At 65.5% G+C, this 19,116-nt stretch carries 19 protein-coding genes; 10 read left to right on the forward strand and 9 right to left on the reverse strand.

Going from position 1 to position 19,116, the window contains the following annotated elements; all coding sequences use genetic code 11:
• Positions 1-78: 78 nt before the first annotated feature.
• The 3 genes from ATC04_RS05340 to ATC04_RS05350 are packed head-to-tail and all read left to right on the forward strand — an operon-like array spanning position 79 to position 2,976.
• Positions 79-1,302 (forward strand): thiolase family protein, encoded by a 1,224-nt coding sequence (locus ATC04_RS05340; protein WP_047119804.1) that lies wholly within the window; start codon positions 79-81, stop codon positions 1,300-1,302.
• A 4-nt stretch (positions 1,303-1,306) separates the two neighbouring features.
• On the forward strand, positions 1,307-2,101 hold the full coding sequence (locus ATC04_RS05345; RefSeq protein WP_047119803.1) for an enoyl-CoA hydratase/isomerase family protein: 795 nt from the start codon (positions 1,307-1,309) through the stop codon (positions 2,099-2,101).
• A 2-nt stretch (positions 2,102-2,103) separates the two neighbouring features.
• A complete protein-coding gene (locus tag ATC04_RS05350; RefSeq protein ID WP_047119802.1) occupies positions 2,104-2,976 on the forward strand; it encodes a 3-hydroxyacyl-CoA dehydrogenase family protein in 873 nt (290 codons plus the stop codon).
• Positions 2,977-3,046: 70 nt separating this feature from the next.
• Here the strand turns inward: ATC04_RS05350 and ATC04_RS05355 are convergent, their stop codons facing one another.
• The gene (locus tag ATC04_RS05355; RefSeq protein ID WP_052772454.1) at positions 3,047-3,904 is read right to left on the reverse strand and encodes a LuxR C-terminal-related transcriptional regulator; all 858 of its coding nucleotides are present in this window, start codon (positions 3,902-3,904) and stop codon (positions 3,047-3,049) included.
• Between the two features lie 124 nt (positions 3,905-4,028).
• On the opposite strand from ATC04_RS05355, the gene ATC04_RS05360 reads away from it, so the two are divergent.
• Positions 4,029-4,643 (forward strand): GPR1/FUN34/YaaH family transporter, encoded by a 615-nt coding sequence (locus tag ATC04_RS05360; protein WP_047119801.1) that lies wholly within the window; start codon positions 4,029-4,031, stop codon positions 4,641-4,643.
• An 81-nt stretch (positions 4,644-4,724) separates the two neighbouring features.
• Here ATC04_RS05360 and ATC04_RS05365 read toward each other — a convergent pair whose 3' ends face one another.
• Positions 4,725-5,630: an RIO1 family regulatory kinase/ATPase gene (locus tag ATC04_RS05365; protein ID WP_052772453.1), complete on the reverse strand. Its 906-nt coding sequence runs from the start codon at positions 5,628-5,630 to the stop codon at positions 4,725-4,727.
• A 137-nt stretch (positions 5,631-5,767) separates the two neighbouring features.
• Here ATC04_RS05365 and ATC04_RS05370 point away from each other — a divergent pair, with 137 nt between their 5' ends.
• The 4 genes from ATC04_RS05370 to ATC04_RS05385 all read left to right on the forward strand — a co-directional run bounded on the left by ATC04_RS05370 (position 5,768) and on the right by ATC04_RS05385 (position 7,787).
• The gene (locus ATC04_RS05370; protein ID WP_052772452.1) at positions 5,768-6,496 is read left to right on the forward strand and encodes a tyrosine-protein phosphatase; all 729 of its coding nucleotides are present in this window, start codon (positions 5,768-5,770) and stop codon (positions 6,494-6,496) included.
• 31 nt (positions 6,497-6,527) lie between these two features.
• Entirely contained in the window at positions 6,528-6,896 is a 369-nt protein-coding gene (locus tag ATC04_RS05375) for a VOC family protein (RefSeq protein ID WP_047119800.1), read from the forward strand.
• Between the two features lie 102 nt (positions 6,897-6,998).
• On the forward strand, positions 6,999-7,568 hold the full coding sequence (locus tag ATC04_RS05380; protein ID WP_120989107.1) for a hypothetical protein: 570 nt from the start codon (positions 6,999-7,001) through the stop codon (positions 7,566-7,568).
• Between the two features lie 12 nt (positions 7,569-7,580).
• The gene (locus ATC04_RS05385; RefSeq protein ID WP_047119798.1) at positions 7,581-7,787 is read left to right on the forward strand and encodes a hypothetical protein; all 207 of its coding nucleotides are present in this window, start codon (positions 7,581-7,583) and stop codon (positions 7,785-7,787) included.
• 229 nt (positions 7,788-8,016) lie between these two features.
• On the opposite strand, the gene ATC04_RS05390 is transcribed toward ATC04_RS05385, so the two are convergent.
• A complete protein-coding gene (locus ATC04_RS05390; RefSeq protein WP_047119797.1) occupies positions 8,017-8,445 on the reverse strand; it encodes a hotdog fold thioesterase in 429 nt (142 codons plus the stop codon).
• A gap of 91 nt (positions 8,446-8,536) precedes the next feature.
• Between ATC04_RS05390 and paaZ the strand changes: the two genes are divergently transcribed.
• Positions 8,537-10,660 carry a phenylacetic acid degradation bifunctional protein PaaZ gene (gene paaZ / locus ATC04_RS05395; protein ID WP_047119796.1) on the forward strand — a complete coding sequence of 708 codons (2,124 nt, stop codon included), beginning with the start codon at positions 8,537-8,539 and terminating at the stop codon, positions 10,658-10,660.
• Between the two features lie 84 nt (positions 10,661-10,744).
• Here the strand turns inward: paaZ and ATC04_RS05400 are convergent, their stop codons facing one another.
• The 6 genes from ATC04_RS05400 to ATC04_RS05425 all read right to left on the reverse strand — a co-directional run bounded on the left by ATC04_RS05400 (position 10,745) and on the right by ATC04_RS05425 (position 17,436).
• Positions 10,745-11,470 (reverse strand): nicotinamide mononucleotide transporter, encoded by a 726-nt coding sequence (locus ATC04_RS05400; protein WP_160309095.1) that lies wholly within the window; start codon positions 11,468-11,470, stop codon positions 10,745-10,747.
• Between the two features lie 190 nt (positions 11,471-11,660).
• The gene (locus tag ATC04_RS05405) at positions 11,661-12,290 is read right to left on the reverse strand and encodes a TetR/AcrR family transcriptional regulator (protein ID WP_047119794.1); all 630 of its coding nucleotides are present in this window, start codon (positions 12,288-12,290) and stop codon (positions 11,661-11,663) included.
• A gap of 32 nt (positions 12,291-12,322) precedes the next feature.
• A complete protein-coding gene (locus tag ATC04_RS05410; protein WP_047119793.1) occupies positions 12,323-13,642 on the reverse strand; it encodes an AMP-binding protein in 1,320 nt (439 codons plus the stop codon).
• Positions 13,643-13,675: 33 nt separating this feature from the next.
• Complete coding sequence (paaI, locus tag ATC04_RS05415) at positions 13,676-14,122, reverse strand: hydroxyphenylacetyl-CoA thioesterase PaaI (RefSeq protein ID WP_047119792.1); 447 nt, start codon at positions 14,120-14,122, stop codon at positions 13,676-13,678.
• Between the two features lie 116 nt (positions 14,123-14,238).
• The gene (locus tag ATC04_RS05420; protein WP_052772451.1) at positions 14,239-15,252 is read right to left on the reverse strand and encodes a bifunctional GNAT family N-acetyltransferase/GrpB family protein; all 1,014 of its coding nucleotides are present in this window, start codon (positions 15,250-15,252) and stop codon (positions 14,239-14,241) included.
• Between the two features lie 24 nt (positions 15,253-15,276).
• Positions 15,277-17,436 (reverse strand): S9 family peptidase, encoded by a 2,160-nt coding sequence (locus ATC04_RS05425; protein ID WP_047119791.1) that lies wholly within the window; start codon positions 17,434-17,436, stop codon positions 15,277-15,279.
• Between the two features lie 275 nt (positions 17,437-17,711).
• Here ATC04_RS05425 and ATC04_RS05430 point away from each other — a divergent pair, with 275 nt between their 5' ends.
• The gene (locus ATC04_RS05430) at positions 17,712-19,106 is read left to right on the forward strand and encodes an amino acid ABC transporter substrate-binding protein/permease (protein ID WP_082124069.1); all 1,395 of its coding nucleotides are present in this window, start codon (positions 17,712-17,714) and stop codon (positions 19,104-19,106) included.
• Positions 19,107-19,116 lie beyond the last annotated feature (10 nt).

Consider the following 19,116-nt stretch of genomic DNA (forward strand, 5'->3'; position numbering starts at 1 on the left):
GCCGAGCTTGTATTATTGAACGAATGGTCGGTAAGTTAGAGTGCTGAGCATCACTACTTTTTGTCGCAAGGAGCAATCATGGCCGAGGCATTTCTCGTAGGCGGAGCACGTACCCCAGTTGGACGGTACGGCGGAGCGCTGAGCAGCGTGCGTCCGGACGACCTGGCGGCGTTGACGATCCGCCGCGTCATCGACGACGCAGGCATCGATCCGGAGCTGGTTGACGAAGTCATCTTCGGCAACGCCAACGGCGCCGGCGAAGAAAACCGCAACGTGGCCCGCATGGCCTGGCTGCTGGCCGGCCTGCCGAACACGGTTCCGGGCATCACCGTGAACCGCCTATGCGCCTCGGGCATGAGCGCCATCACCATGGCAAGCCACATGGTCAAGTCCGGCGCCGCGGACATCGTGGTAGCCGGCGGCGTGGAATCCATGTCCCGCGCCCCATGGGTCATGGAGAAGCCTGCCAAGGCCTTCGCTAAGCCGGGCGCCACCTTCGACACCTCCATCGGCTGGCGCTTCACCAACCCCGCCTTCCTGTCCGGGGAGCTTTCCCGCGACGGCAAGGCCACCTACTCCATGCCGGAGACGGCCGAGGAAGTCGCTCGCGTCTACAACATCTCCCGCGAGGACGCCGACCAGTTCGCCGTGGAATCGCACGCCAAGTCCATCGCCGCCATCGAGGCCGGACGCTTCAAGGACGAGATCGTCCCGGTGACCGTCAAGGGCCGCAAGAGCGACACGATCGTGGACACCGACGAAGGCCCGCGCCCGGGCACCACCGCCGAGGTGCTGGCCGGTCTGCGCCCGGTCGTCAAGGGCGGCTCGGTGGTCACCGCCGGCAACGCCTCGACCCTGAACGACGGCGCTTCGGCCATCCTGGTGGTTTCCGAACGTGCCATCCAGAAGTACGGGCTGACCCCGCGCGCCCGCATCGTCGACGGCCAGGCCGCCGGCCTGGCACAGGAGATCATGGGCATGGGCCCGGTCCCGGCCACCAACAAGGTGCTTTCCCGCGCGGGCCTGTCCATCTCGGACATCGGCGCCATGGAAATCAACGAGGCCTTCGCCAGCCAGTCGCTGGCCAGCATGAACGAGCTGGGCGTGGACCCGTCCATCGTGAACCGCGACGGCGGCGCCATCGCCCTGGGCCACCCGCTGGGCTCCTCGGGCTCGCGCATCGTGATCACCCTGCTGGGCCGCATGGAGCGCGAACTGGCCGGAGCGCAGCGCAAGCTCGGCGTGGCCACCATGTGCGTGGGAGTCGGCCAGGGCACCGCCCTGCTGGTGGAGGGCGTCTAACTCCATGAGCCTGACTCCCGAAGACTTCACTACCTTGCAGATCACCGAGACCGATGACCGCGTGTGGGTGCGCCTGCACCGCCCCGAGGTCCGCAACGCGATCGACCAGGTCATGGTCGACGAACTGCACGCGGTCTGCGCCTACCTTGAGCGCACTCCGAAGATCATGATCCTGGCCGGCACCCCCGGCACCGCGCCGACCGAGGAAAAACCGCGCGGCTCCAAGGGGATCTTCGCCTCCGGCGCCGACATCGCGCAGCTGCGCGAGCGCCGCCGCGACGACGCGCTGGCAGGCATCAACTCCGGCATCTTCGACCGCATCGCCAAGCTGCCGATGCCCGTGGTGGCCGCGCTTGACGGCTTCGCCCTGGGCGGCGGCGCGGAACTGGCCTACGCGGCAGACTTCCGCATCGGCACCGAGGATCTGCGCATGGGCAACCCTGAAACCAACTTGGGCATCATGGCCGCCGCCGGCGCGACCTGGCGCCTGAAGGAACTGGTCGGCGAGCCGCTGGCCAAGGAGATCCTGCTGGCCGGCAAGGTGCTCACCGGAGCGCAGTGCCTGGAAGTCCAGCTGATCACCGAGCTGCACCCGGCCGCCGAGCTGGACGCCGCCGCCGACGCGCTGGCCGACCGCATCGCCGCGCAGGACCCGCTGGCAGTGCGCATCAGCAAGTCGGTCTTCCACACCCCGCGCGAGGTGCACCCGATCATCGACAACCTGGCCCAGGGCATGCTCTTCGAGTCCCAGGCCAAGTTCGACCGCATGCAGGCATTCCTAGACCGAAAGAAGAAGTAAGCATGAGTGAAGCGACAAACTTTATCGACGGCGCCCTGCCTGCCACCATGGGCGTGCTCGGCGGCGGGCGCATGGGCGCCGGCATCGCCCACGGCTTTTTGGTCAGCGGCAGCGCCGTGACCGTGGTTGAGCGCGACGAGGAATCCGCCAAGGGCGCCTACGAGCGCGTGGTGGAGTCCGTGGACAAATCCATCGCCCGCGGCGCGGTCAGCGAAACCCGCGAGCAGCTGCTGGCGCGCTTCGCCGTGAGCACCAACTACGCCGACTTCGCCTCGGCACAGCTGGTCATCGAAGCCGTCCCGGAAATCTGGGACCTGAAGATCTCCTCGCTGCAGGCGGTGGAAGCCGAGCTGTCCCAGGACGCCGTGCTGGCCTCCAACACCTCCTCGCTGTCCGTGTCCGGCATGGCCGAGAAACTGGCGCGCCCGCAGAACTTCCTGGGCCTGCACTTCTTCAACCCGGTCCCGGCGTCCACGCTGATCGAGGTCGTCATCGGCAAGCAGACCAACCCGCAGCTGGTTGACGCCTCGCGCGGCTGGGTCTCCGCGCTGGGCAAGACCGCAGTGGTGGTCAACGACGCCCCGGGCTTCGCCTCCTCCCGCCTGGGCGTGGCCATCGCGCTGGAAGCCATGCGCATGGTCGAAGAGGGCGTGGCCAGCGCCGAGGACATCGACAACGCGATGGTGCTGGGTTACAAGCACCCGACTGGCCCGCTGAAGACCACCGACATCGTGGGCTTGGATGTGCGCCTGGGCATTGCCGAATACCTTCACGAAACCCTTGGCGACCGCTTCGCTCCGCCGCAGATCCTCAAGGACCTGGTGGCCGAGGGCAAGCTGGGTCGCAAGACCGGACAGGGCTTCTACACCTGGTAGGAACCCAAGAGCACGACAACCGATGGAAAGGGCTGCGCAAGCGGCCCTTTTCGCATATCCGGCGCGCGTTTCAGGGAATCAGGCCGCGGCTTCGGGCCCGCAGCACCAAATCGAAGCGGTTGGCTGCCTCCAGCTTGCGCATCGCCGAGGCGATATAGCTCTTGACCGTGCTCTCGGCCAGGTCAAGGTGCGCACCGATCAGCGCGTTGCGCTTGCCCAGCGCCAAGTGGGTGAGGACATCCAGCTCCCGGGGCGACAGCGGGCCCGCGCCGCGTGAACCGGCGACCTCGCGCGGCTGCCCGGCGCGCAGCATGGATCCCGCGGTGCTCAATCGCTGCGCCAATTCCGGATCCTCGATCAGCCGGGCGATGTCGCGCAGCTCGGTGTACAGCACTGTCAGGTCCTCCTGGCTCAACGCCAGATCCGAGGCGTGGGTGGCGTGGGCCTCCGAGGCGGACAGCACCGCCAGACGACGTTCGGTCTCCTCGTGGACCGACAGTTCCCAGGCCAGGCGCCGCGCCTCGCCGGCCGCGGCGGCCAGCGTTTCATCCGTGAGCTGGGAACGGTCGCGCAGCCCGGCGTAGATCAATGCGCGCACCTGGTTGTCGACCACCACGGGGATCGCCAGCAGGGTGATGATCCCTTCCACGCCGATCTCCCGGTCGTAGCTGTGGATGATGTCGGGGGACTGGTGGTAAGCCCCGGTGGCCGTCAGCTCCCGGCGGGCCAGGGCAAGCCCGCCCAGCCCCTGTCCGGGCTGGATCACCAATCCGCGCAACGCGCCGGTGCGGGTGCCGGCGAAACTTGTCAGCACCGTGCCGCCGGATTCCGCGAAGCCGCCGAAGGCCACGGGGAAGCCGGTGCGGGCGGCCAGGGTGTTCAGAGTACGCTCCAGCAGGGCCACCTGGGGCAAGGAATCGGTGGTCAACTGCTACCTCCTTTAGATGGTAGTGACGCGTCTCACTGCCTCCCTAGGATACCTGCAGGAGAGTTGGTGACGCAGGTCACCGCCCGACGATTATTCCGTACAACTACACATCGGAGTGTGCCCCATGACTGCAACCCTGACCCGCCCGGACCTGGAGTTGCCGCTGCGCGAACAGCCAGCCGCCAAGACCGCTATTGCCGATCCGGCGGCCCTCGGCCTGGGCGCCTTCGCCATGACCACCTTCGTGCTGAGCCTGGCCAATGCCGGGCTGATTCCCGAGGCCGGTTTCGCGGTCCTGGCGCTGGCGTTCTTCTACGGCGGCATTGCACAGATCATTGCCGGCGTCATTGAATTCTTCAAGGGCAACGTCTTCGGGGCCACCGCCTTCACCTCCTACGGAATGTTCTGGATGGGCTTCTGGTGGATCGAGAGCAACCCTGAAATCGCCGCCGCCGTGGGATCCGTCGGCATGGGCGTCTACCTGCTGGGCTGGACCCTCTTCACCATCTACATGACCATCGCCTCGCTGAAAACCAATGGGGTCCTGGTTACCGTGTTCACCGTGCTGTGCACCGCCTTCGTCGCGCTGACCATCGGCGCGTTCACCGGCAACCAGCTGATCCACGAGCTCGGCGGCTGGCTGGGCCTGGTCACCGCGGCACTGGCCGCGTACGGTTCCTGCGCCGTCGTCACCAACGCCACTTGGAAGCGCGAGGTGCTGCCGATGTGGGCCAAGTAGCCCGCAGCTGAGCAGAGCGCAAACAACGGCAGCCCGCCGACCCGGAGGATCCCGGGTCAGCGGGCTGCCGTCCGTCTGGGGCTAAGCGAACATGCTGGCCAGCAGCGAGGTGAACAGCGCCTCGGCGTCGCGCGGCAGGCCCTTGGCGGTAAACCAGTCGCACATGTTGACGCAGTCGCGGTGCAGGTAATCCAGGCCCTGCACGTTGCCGGCCAGATCCACGCATTGCGGCACATCGATGACCACCAGCCGGGCGCCCGCAACCAGCAGGTTGTAGGCCGACAGGTCGCCGTGCGCGATGCCCAGCGCGGCGAACTTCTCCATGGCGTCGGCCAGCTGGTCCCAGAGGGCCGGAAGCCGAGGATCGTTGCGGGAGATCTGCTGCAGCCGGGGCGCGGCGGCCCGCGGGATCTCCGGGTCCGCAATGAATTCCATGAGGATTTCAGTGCCGTCGATCTGCACGGGATAGGGGACCGGGATCCCCGCTTCGTGGCAGCGCCGCAGATAGGACCACTCGGCGCTCGCCCACTGCAGGGCCGCCACCTCGCGGCCGTAGCTGGAGTTGTTTTTCACCGCGCGGTTATCGCGCGAGCGCCGGGCCGAGCGGCCCTCGCTGTAGGCCTGCGAACGGCTGAACTGCAGGTGCTCCCGGCCGCGGTAGCGTTTGGCCGCCAGCAGCGTGCTGCGTGTTTCGGTGGCCCGCTCCACGAGGAAGACATCGCCTTCCTTGCCGGTTTTGAGGATTCCGAGCTCGGTATCCAAGGCCGCGGCGTCCTCGATGAGCCACGAGGGGTAGGGCTGCGGTCCGCGACAGCCCTTTTCGATGGATGGCCAGGTGGAGTAGCGCTGGCCCTCGATTAGATCGTCCTGGGTGGTTTCGTCCCAGGTCGGCTGGCCGCGGCGGGTTTTCAGCTGGGTGTCGGCCTCGTCGTAGCCGTTGCGCGCTAGGGGAGAAAAGGCGGTGTTGCCGCCGGGGTAATGAGACACAATGAGTCCTTGGTGAGAAGGGGAGATGGCATAGCAAGGTCACGGACATTCATCGGTACCCCTCCTTAGATAGACTCATTGGCATTTGCCAATGACTAATACCCTACAGCAGATGGCGAATGTGTTGCAATGGACTCATGAGCCACGCCCCCGAGTACCGCAAGCAGTCGATGGACGTCCACTGGGACGGCGCGATCAATGCCCGCCACATCTGCGGAGTCTTCTACCGCATGGGCCGCCACGAATGGCTCACCGCCCAAGGCTGGCGGCAGCTGCAGGCGGACGGCATCGACCGGGTGATCGACCTGCGCAACCCGGGGGAGATCAGCCGCCGCGAGCACGACCCGGTGGTGGATGAGTTGAGCATGCAGGGCATCGAGCTGTTCAACCTCCCGCTGGAATCCCCGGGCAACAAGCGCTTCGAGGCGATCGCGGTGCCGTACATGAACCACACCGGAATGTTCCGGCTGGTCTGCGAGGAATTCGGCGGGCATCTGGCCTCGGTCTTCGAGAACCTGGCCGCAACGCGCAGCGGCGCGGTGATCCACTGTTCCGCCGGACGGGACCGCTCCGGACTTGTGGCAACGCTGCTGCTGGATTTGGCCGGGCGGCGCGACGAGATCCTGGCCCACGACGAAGCGGCGGTGCGCGGCATCAACGAATGGCATCGGGTCTCGCCGCGCAAGCACCCCTATGAGTCCCACCAGGCGGACGGCGAGCTGGACTCGATCATCCGCGGCCGCGCCGCCGAACTGGAGAAGTTCCTCGACTGGCTCGGCTATGCCGGGGACTACTTGCGCGGGCAGGGCGTGGGCGAAAGCAGCTTGGCTGCATTGCGACAGCTGGCACGTCGCGAAAACCCATGACAGAGCCGCAATCGAACTGTAGGCTCGGGGCATGGATGGAAAGCTGCGGCATCATGCCTTGAACTATGTTGAACTGACCGTCACCGACCTGCAGGCGGCCAAGGACTTCTACGCGGCCGCCTTCGGCTGGAAGTTCGTCGACTACGGCGACCAATACGCCGGCATCCTCATGCCGGAAGCTACTGCGGAGGAGTCCGGGGGACTGCTGTTGGCCGACAAGCCGCGGCCCGTCGGCGGGCCCTTCGTGCTGCTGTATTCCGAAAACCTGGACGCCACGGCGCGCGCCATCGAGGCCGCCGGAGGCTGGATCGACCAGCCTGCCTATCCGTTCCCCGGAGGCCGCCGGCTGCATTTCACCGATCCTTCCGGAAACGAGCTGGGAGTTTGGGCCTCCGCATAGGAACGTGGCACCCATGGCCTTGATCCAGCACGATCAATGGCACTATTTCGATCCATCAGCTTCGCTGACCGGCGGATGATCGTAAAGAAAGGAGCACGGGAAATGGGCATTGGTGACTCAATCCCGCGCGGCGGTGATGATCTGGTCGTGTCTCTGGGCCAAGACGACGAGGCATTCTGGAGAGATATCGCTGACAGAGGCGTGGACGCTTTGGAAGCACTTGAACCGGGTGGGCCGAATTTCTGGACTGTCGTGCAAGCCTTGGCTCCGTGGGCCGCATTCCTTGCTGCGGCCGTAGTTGCGGTGGTTGCTTTGCTGAATCTTGCGCATCAACGAAAAGTTCTCGCCTCGTCCAATGCCAATGAGTCCCGTTCCGAATGGTGGCGGCGAACCCAATGGGCGCTGGAAGCCAGCACATCTCGGGACCCTTCGATGAAAAAGTTCGGGAAGGAAGTATTGGAGCAACTTGTAGACAGTCCCCTTACCAGCGATTCAGACAAGATATTGCTTGATGCCGTTTGGAAGGGTGGCAACACGGGTTTGGTTGAATCCAAGATTCAGCTACTTTTGCAGGATGCCAATAGGTTTGGTTTTCTCGGGGGTGGGGATCCCGCGTCGGAAGAAACTGTAGACCAGAAATCAACCGAGCGGGACAATGGGGACCAAGAGTGAAAGGAGGAAAACATGTCGGAGCCGGCAACCGCACCTAGGGCGCGGACTTACGACCCCAATAACGCCGAAGAAGTCTTCAGGGTGCTGGGCGAGGAAATCGAAGCAGCCAAGCTTAAGGTTGCGCTTGATCGCCGATTGGGTCGCAAGACGTCCGAGTCAGTCATTGAGCTTTCCCAAATTCGCTTGCCCGAGCACCTCGGCCGAGTTGTGGATGGGTAGTTTCCACCGCGGTTTGCAGAAGGGATGAAATCCAGAGTCTCCGCGGAAATATTCCGCGCCATTCCTAGGTGATCTTGTTGCTCTTCGGAAAACTTGAGGTGTTGGGACTCCACGCGGATTTCATCTGAAAGCGGGCCCGCCGATGGCGAGCCCGCTTGTTCGTGGGATTCCGTTTCCCGGAGTAGCCAGCCGTTCTTTCCTTGTCTCGGCGTAAACCGAGCGCAGGAGCCTAGTGCTTGGGCTTATCCACCACCAGGTTGGTGATGCGCAGGGTGCAGATGCGGCGCTGCTGCTCGTCGGTGATGAGCACTTCGTGGCTGGTCATGCGCCGGCCCAGCTTGATCGGCGTGGCCGTGATGGTGACCAGCCCTTCGGTGGCCGAGCGGTGGTGCGTCGCGTTGACGTCGACTCCCACCACGACCTTGCCGAAGGTCGAGGCGAATTTCACGGCGGCCCAGGAGCCCACCGCTTCACCCACTGCCAGCGAGGCGCCGCCGTGCAGCAGGCCGAAGGACTGGGTGTTGCCCTCCACCGGCATGGTGGCCACCACCTTGTCCACGGATTCCTCGATGATGCGCACACCCATCTTGTGGTCCAATTCGCCCAGCTCAATCGTCCATGGTTCGAGGTTCCGGGCCTGGTGCTGCATGTCGGTCATTTTTGCGGTCCTTTACGGGTGTCGTCGATCACGTCATTGCTGTTATGGTTAACACTAATACTGACCGACCGTTCAGGAAGGAATTGCGTCGATGACGACAGCCCAGATTGGTGTAGTCCCAAGTTTCATTGCCGGTCAATGGCAGACCCCAGCAGCCGAGGGAGGCACTGAAGTACTCGATGCCAACACCGGCGAGCTGCTCGCCACCGTCACCAAGGAACGCCTTGATGTTGCCGGTGCCGTAGCCTACGGCCGCACCACCGGCCAGCGCGAGCTGGCCAAGCTCTCGCTGCACGAGCGCGCGTTGAAGCTCAAGGAGCTGGCCCTGCACCTCAACGAGCACCGCAAGGACCTCTACGAGATCTCCTACAAGACCGGCGCCACCAAGATCGACTCCATGGTGGACATCGATGGCGGCATCGGCGTGCTGTTCACCTTTTCCGGCAAGGGCCGCCGCGAACTGCCCAACAGCAATGTCATCCTCGACGGCCCGACCGAGCCGTTGAGCAAGGACGGCTCGTTCCTGGGCACCCACATCTACACCGCGCTGACCGGTGTCGTGGTCCAGGTCAACGCCTTCAACTTCCCGGTCTGGGGCATGCTGGAGAAGTTCGCCCCGGCCTTCATCGCCGGCGTGCCGACCATCGTCAAGCCCGCCACCCCGACCGGCTACCTGACCGAAGCCGTGGTGCGCCTGATGCTCGACTCCGGCCTGCTGCCGGACGGCTCGCTGCAGCTGCTCTCCGGCTCGGCCCGCGACCTGATGGACCACCTGGACTACCGCGACATGTTCGCCTTCACCGGCTCGGCGGCCACCGCCAGCAAGCTGAAGGCCCATCCGAACGTCATCGACGGTGGCGTACGCTTCAGCGCCGAGACCGACTCGCTGAACGCCGCCATCCTTGGCCCTGACGCAGTGGAAGGCACCCCGGAGTTCGACGCCTTCATCAAGGTCGTCGTCAACGAGATGACTACCAAGGCTGGCCAGAAGTGCACCGCCATCCGCCGCAACATCGTTCCGGCCGGCCAGGTGGACGCGGTCATCGCAGCCATCGGCAAGCGCATCGACGAGCGCGTGGTCGTCGGCGACCCGCGCGTCGAAGGCGTGACCATGGGCGCGCTGGCCTCCCTTGACCAGCTGCGCGACGTGCGCGCCGCGGTCGAGGATATGCTGGCCGCCGGCGGCGAGCTGGCCTACGGCGCGCTGGACGCGCCAAAGGTCCGCGTGGCTCCGGACACCGACGCAGTGGCCGAGCAGGGCGCCTTCATGGCCCCGATGGTGCTGCGCTGGGAGGACGCCCGCAACCCGATCCTGCACTCCCGCGAAGCCTTCGGCCCGGTCAGCTCCGTGGTCGGCTACGACACCGTGGACGAGGCTGTGGCCCTGGCCGCGCTGGGCGCCGGCTCGCTGGTCGCCACCGTCTGCACCAATGACGCCGAAGCCATGCGCCAGCTCTCGCTGGGCATTGCAGGCCACCACGGCCGCGTGCACATCCTGAACCGCGAAACCGCGCGCAGCACCACGGGCCACGGCTCGCCGGTGCCGCACCTGGTCCACGGCGGCCCGGGCCGCGCCGGCGGCGGCGAGGAACTGGGCGGCGTGCGCTCGGTCAAGCACCACATGCAGCGCACCGCGGTGCAGGGCTCCCCGAACATGCTCACTGCCCTGACCGGCGTGTGGCACACCGGCGCGGCCCAGTCGCTGGCCGGCTGCGAGAAGTTCGGCGGCCAGGCCTCGAACGTGCACCCGTTCCGCAAGTCGCTGGCCGAGCTGAAGATCGGCGACGGCTTCGTTTCAGACCTGCGCGAGGTGAGCCTCGAGGAAATCACCGCGTTCGCGAATGAAACCGGCGATACCTTCTACGCGCACACCGACGCGAAGGCCGCCGAAGCCAACCCGTTCTTCCCGGGCATCGTGGCGCACGGCTACTTGCTGGTCTCCTGGGCCGCGGGGCTGTTCGTGGAGCCCGCTCCGGGACCCGTGCTGGCCAACTACGGCTTGGAGAGCCTGCGCTTCATCACCCCGGTCGGTGCCGGGGACTCGATCCGCGTGACCCTGACCGCCAAGAAGATCACCCCACGCGTGACCGACGAGTACGGAGAGGTCGCCTGGGACGCCGTGCTGCACAACCAGAACGACGAGATCGTGGCCACCTACGACGTGCTGACCCTGGTGGAGAAGACCGATTCCACCTACGCCAACTGGCAGGGCTGAGCCCCGCTCCGCGGTAGCGCCATAAACACCACGCCGGCCTTCGAGAATTCTCGAAGGCCGGCGTGGTGTTGTTCCGGGAAGTATTTACTTGTCGTCTGCGGAGTTCAGCTTGTCCAAGGCGGCCTTGGCGGCTGCTTCCAGGGCGATCTCTTCCTGGGTCGGTACCGGCTGCGAGGCCTGGGGCAGCGCGCGCCACTGATACCAGCCGTACAGTGCCGCCAGGGCGGTGAACACGTACAGGCCCAACATGCCCAGCATCGGGCTGACCAGGAAATACACCACGACATAGGAGATCGCGCCGGCGGCCAGCAGCAGCCAGCCACTGCGCACGCCGCGGGCGATTAGCACGAAGGACGCGAAGATCACTGCGTCGGAAACGTACATGGCCCAGACTTCCGGGGTGGCGCTCAGGTAGCTGCCGTTGAACAGGAAGACGTTGAAGTGCAGGGCCACCAGCAGGATGATGCCGGCCAGCAGGCCGACCACTGAGGTCACGGTGAGCTGGGTGCGGGTCACCATGCGGATGAACTTGCCCTTGAGCTCGAATCGGGAGAAGCGCCACAGTCCGAAGATCGCCAGCAGAAGCAGCGGGACGCCGTAGAACAGCGCGTACAGGTCGTACTTCATGGCGCTGATGATCGGTCCGGAGAATACCGCCATGATCAGGGCCCACCAGCCCAGGTCGTTGCGGTGCGCCAGCAGCAACGCGGCGATGACCACGAACAGGGCGCTGATCGCGAACAGCAGGATCTGCACGCCAGAGCTGGTGCTCAAGGACAGCTGGAAGAGACTATCAATAATTGATTCCACGATGCTTCTTTGTGTTGAGTTGTATACGGCTGCGCGGGAGCAAAACGCACCCCTACGATGCTAGCTGTGAATCCTGTGAGGAACACAAGCGCGGCAGCCAGTCCGGTCCGCAGGAACCCGGTGCACCTCGATGCACGGCAAAGGCCCCGGCCCGCCCCGCAGGGAGAACCGGGGCCGATAGCGCCGGGGTTCAGGAGGTCTGGTCCTCGGGCAGCGCATGCAGGCCATTGAACAGCAGCGAAATCGCCTGGTTCTCCAAGGTCACCGCATCGATCACGCCGTCCAGGCGGTACCAATCCACCACCGAGTTGATCATGCCGAACAGCAGGCGGGCGGTGGCGCGAGGCTCCAGGTCCTCGCGCAGCTGACCCTCGCGCTGCGCCAAGGTCACCAACTGCGAGAGTTCGCGGTCCATCTGGCGTCGGCGCTGCAGCGCGGCGCGCTCAAGCTCCGTGTTCCCGCGCAGGCGCAGCAGCAAGGTCACGTAGGAACGCTTGGCGATCAGGATGCGCACCGTGGAGCGCAGGAAGAATTCCAGGCGCTCGTCGGCGTTTCCCTCATGCCCGTGCACCTGCTCGATCATGGATTCCAGCGGGATCAGCGCCTCGTCCAGCGCCAGGCGCAGCAGATCCTCCTTGGAGGGGACGTGGTGGTAGATCGCCGACTTGCTGATGCCCAGCCGGTCGGCGAGCTTGCCCATCGAGGTTGCATCGTAGCCGTACTCGTTGAACGCCTCGACGGCGGTCTGGAGCACGGTTTCCTGGTCGTAACCGGGACGGCCGCGTTTGACCGGTGGGGTCACTGCTGGGGTTGTCTGCATAATTCCTCGATTATTTCACGTCTCCGTGACGGCTAGCTGTTGCGCAGGTCGTAAATGCGCTTGAGCTTGCCCATGGAGCGTTCAAGAGTCTCCGGATCCACCACGTCGATGGCGCAGGAGGAACCCACATGGATCTTGATCAGCTTGGCCAGGGTCTTGGCGGCGTCGGCCGCGTCCTCGGCCGAGGCATCCGAACGGCGCTCGACCTTGACGGCCAGCTGGTCCATGCGGTCAGGACGGGTGAGCACGAGCTGGAAATGCGCGGAGAGGGCCGGCACCTTCAAGATCAGTTCCTCGATCTGGCTCGGGAACAGGTTCACGCCGCGCAGGATGATCATGTCGTCGCTGCGGCCGGTGATGCGGCCCATGCGGCGGTGGCCCGGACGCGCGGTGCCCGGCATCAGACGGGTCAGGTCGTGGGTGCGGTAGCGGATGATCGGCAGCGCCTGCTTGGTCAGCGAGGTGAAGACCAGCTCGCCGTGCTCGCCGTCCGGCAGCACCTTCGTCGGGTCGTAGGCGTCCAGGATCTCCGGGCGGAAATGGTCCTCCCAGATGTGGCTGCCGTCCTTGCGCTCGCGTGATTCGCCGGCCACGCCTGGGCCCATGACCTCGGATAGGCCGTAGATGTCGCAGGCGTCGATGCCGAACATCTCTTCCAGCTCGTGGCGCATTTCCTCGGTCCACGGCTCGGCGCCGAGCACGGCGACCTTCAGCGAGGTGTCGCGCGGGTCGAGGCCCTGGCGCTGCATGGCGTCGCCAATGGTCAGCAGGTAGGTCGGGGTGCACAGGATGGCATCCGGGGCGAAGTCCTTGATCAGGGTGATCTGCTTCTCGGTTTGGCAGCCGGACATCGGGATCACGGTGGTGCCCAGGCGCTCGGCCGCGGCGTGGGCGCCCATGCCACCGGTGAACAGGCCGTAGCCGTAGGCGTTATGCACCTTCCAGCCCGGCTTGACGCCGGACAGGCGCAGGCAGCGGGCACCGAGCTTGGCCCAGTCGTCCAGGTCCTTCTGGGTGTAGCCGACCACGGTCGCGCGGCCTGTGGTGCCCGAGGAAGCGTGGATGCGGGCGACCTCGTGCTGCGGCACGGCGAACATGCCGAACGGGTAGGTCTTGCGCAGGTCTTCCTTCTCGGTGAACGGGAAGATCTTTAGATCATCCAGTTCCTTCAGGTCGTTCGGGTGCACACCGGCTGCGTCGTACTTTTCCTTGTAGTACGGCACCTTGTCGTAGGCCAGGTGCAGGGTTTCCTTCAGACGGGTGAGCTGGATCGATTCGATCTGATCACGGCTCATGGTCTCTTCTGCATCCAGCGGATTCGGCAGGCTGTCGCGATCGATATTCTGTGACATGCTCGTACTTTCGTGTGGTGGTGGCGGAAAGGGCTAGCGGCTCTTGGGCTTCGGGACGGTTCGTGAGCGTCCGCGGAACTCGGCCACCGTTTCGGTGGCTCCGTCGCGGCCCGGCTGAGTGACGGTGATGTCGTAGAGTCCGCTGCGGCCCTGCTGGGAGACCCGGCGTGCTGATGCGGTCAACAAGCGTCCGGGGATGCCCGGCTTGAGGAAATTGATGTCCACTCCGGAGGCGACTGTGATCGTGTCCTCCGACCCCTCGGGAGGGTTGCAGCTCAGTGCGAAAGCGGTATCGGCAAGGGCGAAGATCATTCCGCCGTGGGCGATGCCGAAGCCGTTGAGCATCTCCCGCTTCAGCTCCATGGTGATGACGGCCTTGCCATCGGAGACCTCGACAACCTCGATGCCCATCCACTGCGTGGCATAGTCATTCTCGAGAATTGCGTGCGGAAGAGGTTTCTCGACCTGTGTTTCGCTCATGGACTTCCTTCGCCGAATTATTTACCGAACGATCATTAGGTAATAACAAAATGTGAGGCAAGTCAAGTTCTGGTGGTGAATCGTCTGCGAATGGCTGGCTATCGCGGGGAAAAGTCTTAGCTGCCGAAAATCCGTCGGTGCAGGTCAAGGATGAAAGGCTCCTTGATCCGGTTGTAGTCCATCACCAGCCCCTGTGCCCCGTGCGTCGCCGCCAGCTGGCTGGCCGCCTCGCGTTTGGCCGCGGCGTAGGCCTCGCGGTCCGCGCGGTGGCCGCGCAGGTGGTCGCGGAAGAGGACCATACGCAGGAACTCCGGGCTGCCGGGACTGAAGACATGGATGTTGCCGGCCGCCAGCCCGGTGCCGGCCCCGGGCTTGAACATGCGGTGCTTGTACCAGCCAGGTTCCCGGTGCCAGAAGACCATGCCCGCCGCGCGCAGCTGCCGGACGTACCGCCCTTCATCATCGGCATCGGGAACCAGCAGGGCCACGTCGATCAGCGGCTTGGCCGGCAATCCCGGCACCGAGGTGGAGCCGGTGTGCTCGATGGCCAGGGCGCTGGACCCCAGCGCTGCGGACAGCGCCGCGCGGATCTTCTCGAAGTCCCCACGCCAGCGCGGATCCGCCGGGGCCAGCTCGATGAGTCCGCGCGAGGGTGCGCCATCGACATCCTCGTAGCCCGGGTCCGAGGTCGGCTGCAGGCCGAGCAGCGGAGCGTAGGGCAGCGTGCACAGGTGCCTGCGCGCCGCAGGCCAGCGTGGATCCGCAGCGCTGTCGCTGATGAGGAAGCCCAGCGCGCGGTAGAAGTCCACCGCATCCGCGTCGGTGGTGGCCCAGATGCAGCGGCCGTGCAGTTCCTGCAGCCGGCTCACCAGTGCCGAGGCCAGGCCCCGGCGCTGGTGCGTCCCGAGCACGGCGAGGTACTCGATGCACAGGCTGTATTCGTCGCCCAGCCGGTAGGCTGCCAGCGCCACCGGGCCGCCGTCCGCGCCGAAGGCTGCCAGGACCTGCAGCTGCCGGCAGTCATCGATCAGTTCCTGCAGGGCCGGCTCGTCCACCGGGTCGGCGGCCAGCGCCAGCAGCTCGCGCACGGCGGGATCCTGGCGGTACTCGGAGATCTGGATGTGGCGCATGGCAGTCTTTCCGGTGGTGGGTGTCTACTTCACGATCTCGCGGCAGCCCAGCGCGTCCAAGATGAATGCGTAGTCCCAGGCGCGGGACTTCCACGACTCGTAGCGGCCCGAGGCGCCGCCGTGGCCGCCTTCCATCTCGGTCTTCAGCACGATCGGCTGCTCTCCGGTGTTCAGCTCGCGCAGCTTGGCCACCCACTTGGCCGGCTCCACGTAGAGCACACGCGTGTCGTTCAGCGAGGTGACCGCCGCGATCTTCGGGTAGGACTGCGCGGTGACGTTCTCGTAGGGGGAGTAGGACTTCATGTAGTCGTAGACTTCCTTGTCCTCGATCGGGTTGCCCCATTCCTCCCATTCCAGCGCGGACAGCGGCAGCTCGGGATCCAGGATCGAGGTCAGCGCGTCCACGAACGGCACCTGCGCCACGATCGCGGTGTACAGCTGCGGGGCCATGTTCGCGATGGCGCCCATCAGCAGGCCGCCGGCCGAACCGCCCAGCGCCACCAGGCGCTGCGGGTCGGCCCACCCGGAGTCCAGCAGGTACTTGGTGGCGTCGATGAAATCGGTGAAGGTGTTCTTCTTGTGCAGCTTCTTGCCCTGCAGGTACCAGTCGCGGCCCAGCTCGCCGCCGCCGCGCACATGGGCGATGACGAACACGACACCGCGGTCCAGCACGCTCAGCCGCGGGATGCCGAAGCCCGGATCCATGGACGCCTCGTAGGAGCCGTAGCCGTAGATGAGCACCGGGTTGGGCACCGAGGTGTCCAGGTCCGCGCGGCGCATGATGGTCAGCGGGATGCGCGTGCCGTCGGCCGCCACGGCCCATTCGCGGGTGGACAGGTAGTCCGCGGCGTCGTAGTTGTTCACCGGGGTCTGCTTGCGCAGCACCAGCGACTGGTCCTCGAGCCACAGGTCGTACACGCGGGCGGGGGTGAAGTCCGCGGTGTAGCCGATGCGGATCAGCGGAGCTTCCAGCGAGGCGAAGGTCGGGGAGGCGGTGAACAGCTCGTCCTCGAAGGCCGGCTCCAGGGCCGCCTGCTGCGCGGCGGTGCCCAGCCCGTCCAGGGCGATGAGCTGGACGCGCTCGCAGGTGTCGCGGCGCACCGAGAGCACCAGGTGCGTGCCGGTCAGCACGGTGCCCTCGATCTTCACGGTCTGCTGGTGCTCGATGACCGTGCGCCACTGCGCGGGCTCGGTCTGCTCGCCGAGCTGGTCGAGTCCGGCCATCGACACCATGTTGTTCGGCGCCTGGAAATCGTGGGTGATGACTGCCGCGCCGTCGGTCCCGGGCAGCAGGTCCACCCCGTGCAGCAGGCGCAGCGAGCGCGGCACCAGCAGCCGCACCTGGGCCGCCGGATCAGTTAGATCCAGCACGCTGGTCTCCGAGTATTCGGAGTTGCCGCTGGAGATCAGCAGCTTGGTCCGATCGGTGCTCAAATCGAAGCCCAGCCACATGCCCGGGTCGTCTTCCTGGTAGAGGACGGTGTCCGTGGCGGGATCGGTGCCCAGCACGTGGGCCTTGATCTGGTGCGGGCGCCAGGTCTCGTCCACCACGACGTAGAAGACCGTCGAGGAATCGGGGGAGAACGCCAACCCGTAGAACACGCCCTCGATGACGTCGGGCAGCAGCTGGCCGGTGGCCAGGTCCTTGACGTAGAGGGTGAAGCGCTCGTCGCCTGCGGTGTCGATGCAGTAGGCCAGCAGGTTGCTTTCCTCGTTCAGGGCCATGCCGCCCAGCGCGAAGAAGCTCTGCCCCTCGGCCAGCTGGTTGCCGTCGAGCAGCACCTGCTCGGCCTCCAGCGCGGTTTCCGGGTCGATGACCGGCGGGGTCCAGTCGGCTCGCGGGTCCCCGGTCTGCTCCGCTGCGACGCGGCACTGGATGGTGTAGGGCTTGCCCTCGACCGAGCGGGTGAAGTACCACCAGCCCCGGCGCCGGGTGGGCACCGACAGGTCGGTCTCCACGGTGCGGGCCTTGATCTCGTCGAAGATGGCCTGGCGCAGCGGCTCCTGGTCGGCAGTGACCGCGTCGGTGTAGGCGTTTTCAGCCTTCAGGTGGTCCAGGACCTGCTCGCTGGTCTTCTCGCGCATCCATTCGTAGTCATCGGTGAAGGTGTCCCCGTGGAAGGTGCGGGTGACTGGATTCTTCGCGGCGATCGGCGCGCTGGCGGTAAGCGGTTCTGGAGTCATATACCTATTCAATCCCACCGGTCCGCTGTTTGGCAGGCCGCTAAGCTCAGCGCGGACAGCCTTCAGGGCCTCGTGCGCTGACGCGCTCGGTTGGGCGGAAAAGGTTTCGACATGCGCGCATTGGCCATAGGCTAGCAAGCAGAGTGAATCAATCTGCCCCATGGGTTACTCGCCCCTACAGCATGAGAAAGCGATTGAGATAAGTGAAAAATAAACACACACCGACCCGGACAGGTCGCCTTGCCCGGTGGATCGCCGGCGTGGCCATCGGTCTGATGGCGCTGGTGGTTGGAGCCCCGGCGTCCATGGCCCAGGGCGCCGACAGCGTCGAAGGCCAGACCTACGTCATCGGCACCGACACCACCTTCGCCCCGTTCGAGTTCCGCCAGAACGGCGAGCTGACGGGCATCGACATGGACATCCTCCATGCCATCGCCGAGGACGAGGGCTTCCAGGTCGAAGTCCGCTCGCTGGGCTTCAGCGCGGCGCTGGCCGCGCTGTCCGCCAACCAGGTCGACGGCGTCATCGCCGGCATGTCGATCACCGACGAACGCAAGCAGATCTACGACTTCTCCGAGCCGTACTTCGAGTCCGGCGTGCAGATGGCGGTGGCCAAGGACGACGAGGCCATCAAGGGCTACGAGGACCTCAAGGGCAAGACCGTTGTCGCCAAGACCGGTTCCGAAGGCGAGACCTACGCGAAGTCGATTGCCGAGCAATACGGCTTCACCGTCAAGTCCCTTGACCAGTCGGCCACCATGTACGAGTCGGTCAAGGCCGGCTCCGCCGTCGCCGTCTTCGACGACTACCCGGTGCTGGCCTACGGCATCGCGCAGGGCAACGGCCTGAAGACCGTCACCGACAAGGTGCCCGGCGGCTCCTACGGCTTCGCCGTGAACAAGGGCGAGAACACCGCGCTGCTGGCCGCCTTCAACGACGGCCTGGCCGAGCTGAAGGCCAACGGCGAATACCAGAAGATCCTGGACAAGTACCTGGCCGACCCCACCGCCAGCACTCCTGGCAACTTCTTCGACCTGGCGGTCAAGTCGTTCCCCGCGCTGATGACCGGTCTGGGCAATACGCTGGGCGTCACCGCCATCTCCTTCGCGATCGCCATGGCGCTGGGCCTGATCTTCGGCTTCTTCAAGATCTCCGGCAACATCGTGCTGCGCGGCATCGCCACCACCTTCGTGAACATCTTCCGCGGCACCCCCCTGCTGCTGTGGGCGTTCATGTTCTACTTCGGCCTGCCGCAGCTGACCGGATGGGACATCAGCGTCTGGACCGCCGGCATCCTCACCCTGTCGCTGAACGCCGGCGCCTACGTGGCCGAGATCGTGCGCGGCGGCATCCAGTCGGTGGATCCGGGACAGCTGGAAGCCGCCCGCTCGCTGGGCCTGGGCTACGGCAAGTCCATGCAGAAGGTCGTGATCCCGCAGGCCTTCAAGATGATGACCCCGTCGCTGATCAACCAGCTGATCATCAGCCTGAAGGACTCCTCGCTGCTGCTGGCCATCGGCTTCGCCGAACTGCTCTACCAGGGTCAGCAGATCTACGCGGCGAACTTCCGCGTCACCGAGACCCTGCTGATCGTGGGCGTCATCTACTTCGTCGCCATCATGGCCCTGACCAAGCTGGCCAACTATGCCGATAAGAGGTTCAACAAGTGAGCACCGCAAG

It is taken from the genome of Arthrobacter sp. YC-RL1 (genome assembly GCF_001454985.1).
Taxonomy (GTDB): domain Bacteria; phylum Actinomycetota; class Actinomycetes; order Actinomycetales; family Micrococcaceae; genus Glutamicibacter; species Glutamicibacter soli.

What these genes read in the sequence shown, in the direction of transcription:
- ATC04_RS05340 (WP_047119804.1), top strand. Translation starts at nt 79, where the DNA reads ATGGCCGAGGCATTTCTCGTAGGCGGAGCACGTACCCCAGTTGGACGG.
- ATC04_RS05345 (WP_047119803.1), top strand. Translation starts at nt 1,307, where the DNA reads ATGAGCCTGACTCCCGAAGACTTCACTACCTTGCAGATCACCGAGACC.
- ATC04_RS05350 (WP_047119802.1), top strand. Translation starts at nt 2,104, where the DNA reads ATGAGTGAAGCGACAAACTTTATCGACGGCGCCCTGCCTGCCACCATG.
- ATC04_RS05360 (WP_047119801.1), top strand. Translation starts at nt 4,029, where the DNA reads ATGACTGCAACCCTGACCCGCCCGGACCTGGAGTTGCCGCTGCGCGAA.
- ATC04_RS05370 (WP_052772452.1), top strand. Translation starts at nt 5,768, where the DNA reads ATGAGCCACGCCCCCGAGTACCGCAAGCAGTCGATGGACGTCCACTGG.
- ATC04_RS05375 (WP_047119800.1), top strand. Translation starts at nt 6,528, where the DNA reads ATGGATGGAAAGCTGCGGCATCATGCCTTGAACTATGTTGAACTGACC.
- ATC04_RS05380 (WP_120989107.1), top strand. Translation starts at nt 6,999, where the DNA reads ATGGGCATTGGTGACTCAATCCCGCGCGGCGGTGATGATCTGGTCGTG.
- ATC04_RS05385 (WP_047119798.1), top strand. Translation starts at nt 7,581, where the DNA reads ATGTCGGAGCCGGCAACCGCACCTAGGGCGCGGACTTACGACCCCAAT.
- ATC04_RS05390 (WP_047119797.1), bottom strand. Translation starts at nt 8,445, where the DNA reads ATGACCGACATGCAGCACCAGGCCCGGAACCTCGAACCATGGACGATT.
- paaZ (WP_047119796.1), top strand. Translation starts at nt 8,537, where the DNA reads ATGACGACAGCCCAGATTGGTGTAGTCCCAAGTTTCATTGCCGGTCAA.
- ATC04_RS05405 (WP_047119794.1), bottom strand. Translation starts at nt 12,290, where the DNA reads ATGCAGACAACCCCAGCAGTGACCCCACCGGTCAAACGCGGCCGTCCC.
- ATC04_RS05410 (WP_047119793.1), bottom strand. Translation starts at nt 13,642, where the DNA reads ATGTCACAGAATATCGATCGCGACAGCCTGCCGAATCCGCTGGATGCA.
- paaI (WP_047119792.1), bottom strand. Translation starts at nt 14,122, where the DNA reads ATGAGCGAAACACAGGTCGAGAAACCTCTTCCGCACGCAATTCTCGAG.
- ATC04_RS05420 (WP_052772451.1), bottom strand. Translation starts at nt 15,252, where the DNA reads ATGCGCCACATCCAGATCTCCGAGTACCGCCAGGATCCCGCCGTGCGC.
- ATC04_RS05425 (WP_047119791.1), bottom strand. Translation starts at nt 17,436, where the DNA reads ATGACTCCAGAACCGCTTACCGCCAGCGCGCCGATCGCCGCGAAGAAT.
- ATC04_RS05430 (WP_082124069.1), top strand. Translation starts at nt 17,712, where the DNA reads ATGGCGCTGGTGGTTGGAGCCCCGGCGTCCATGGCCCAGGGCGCCGAC.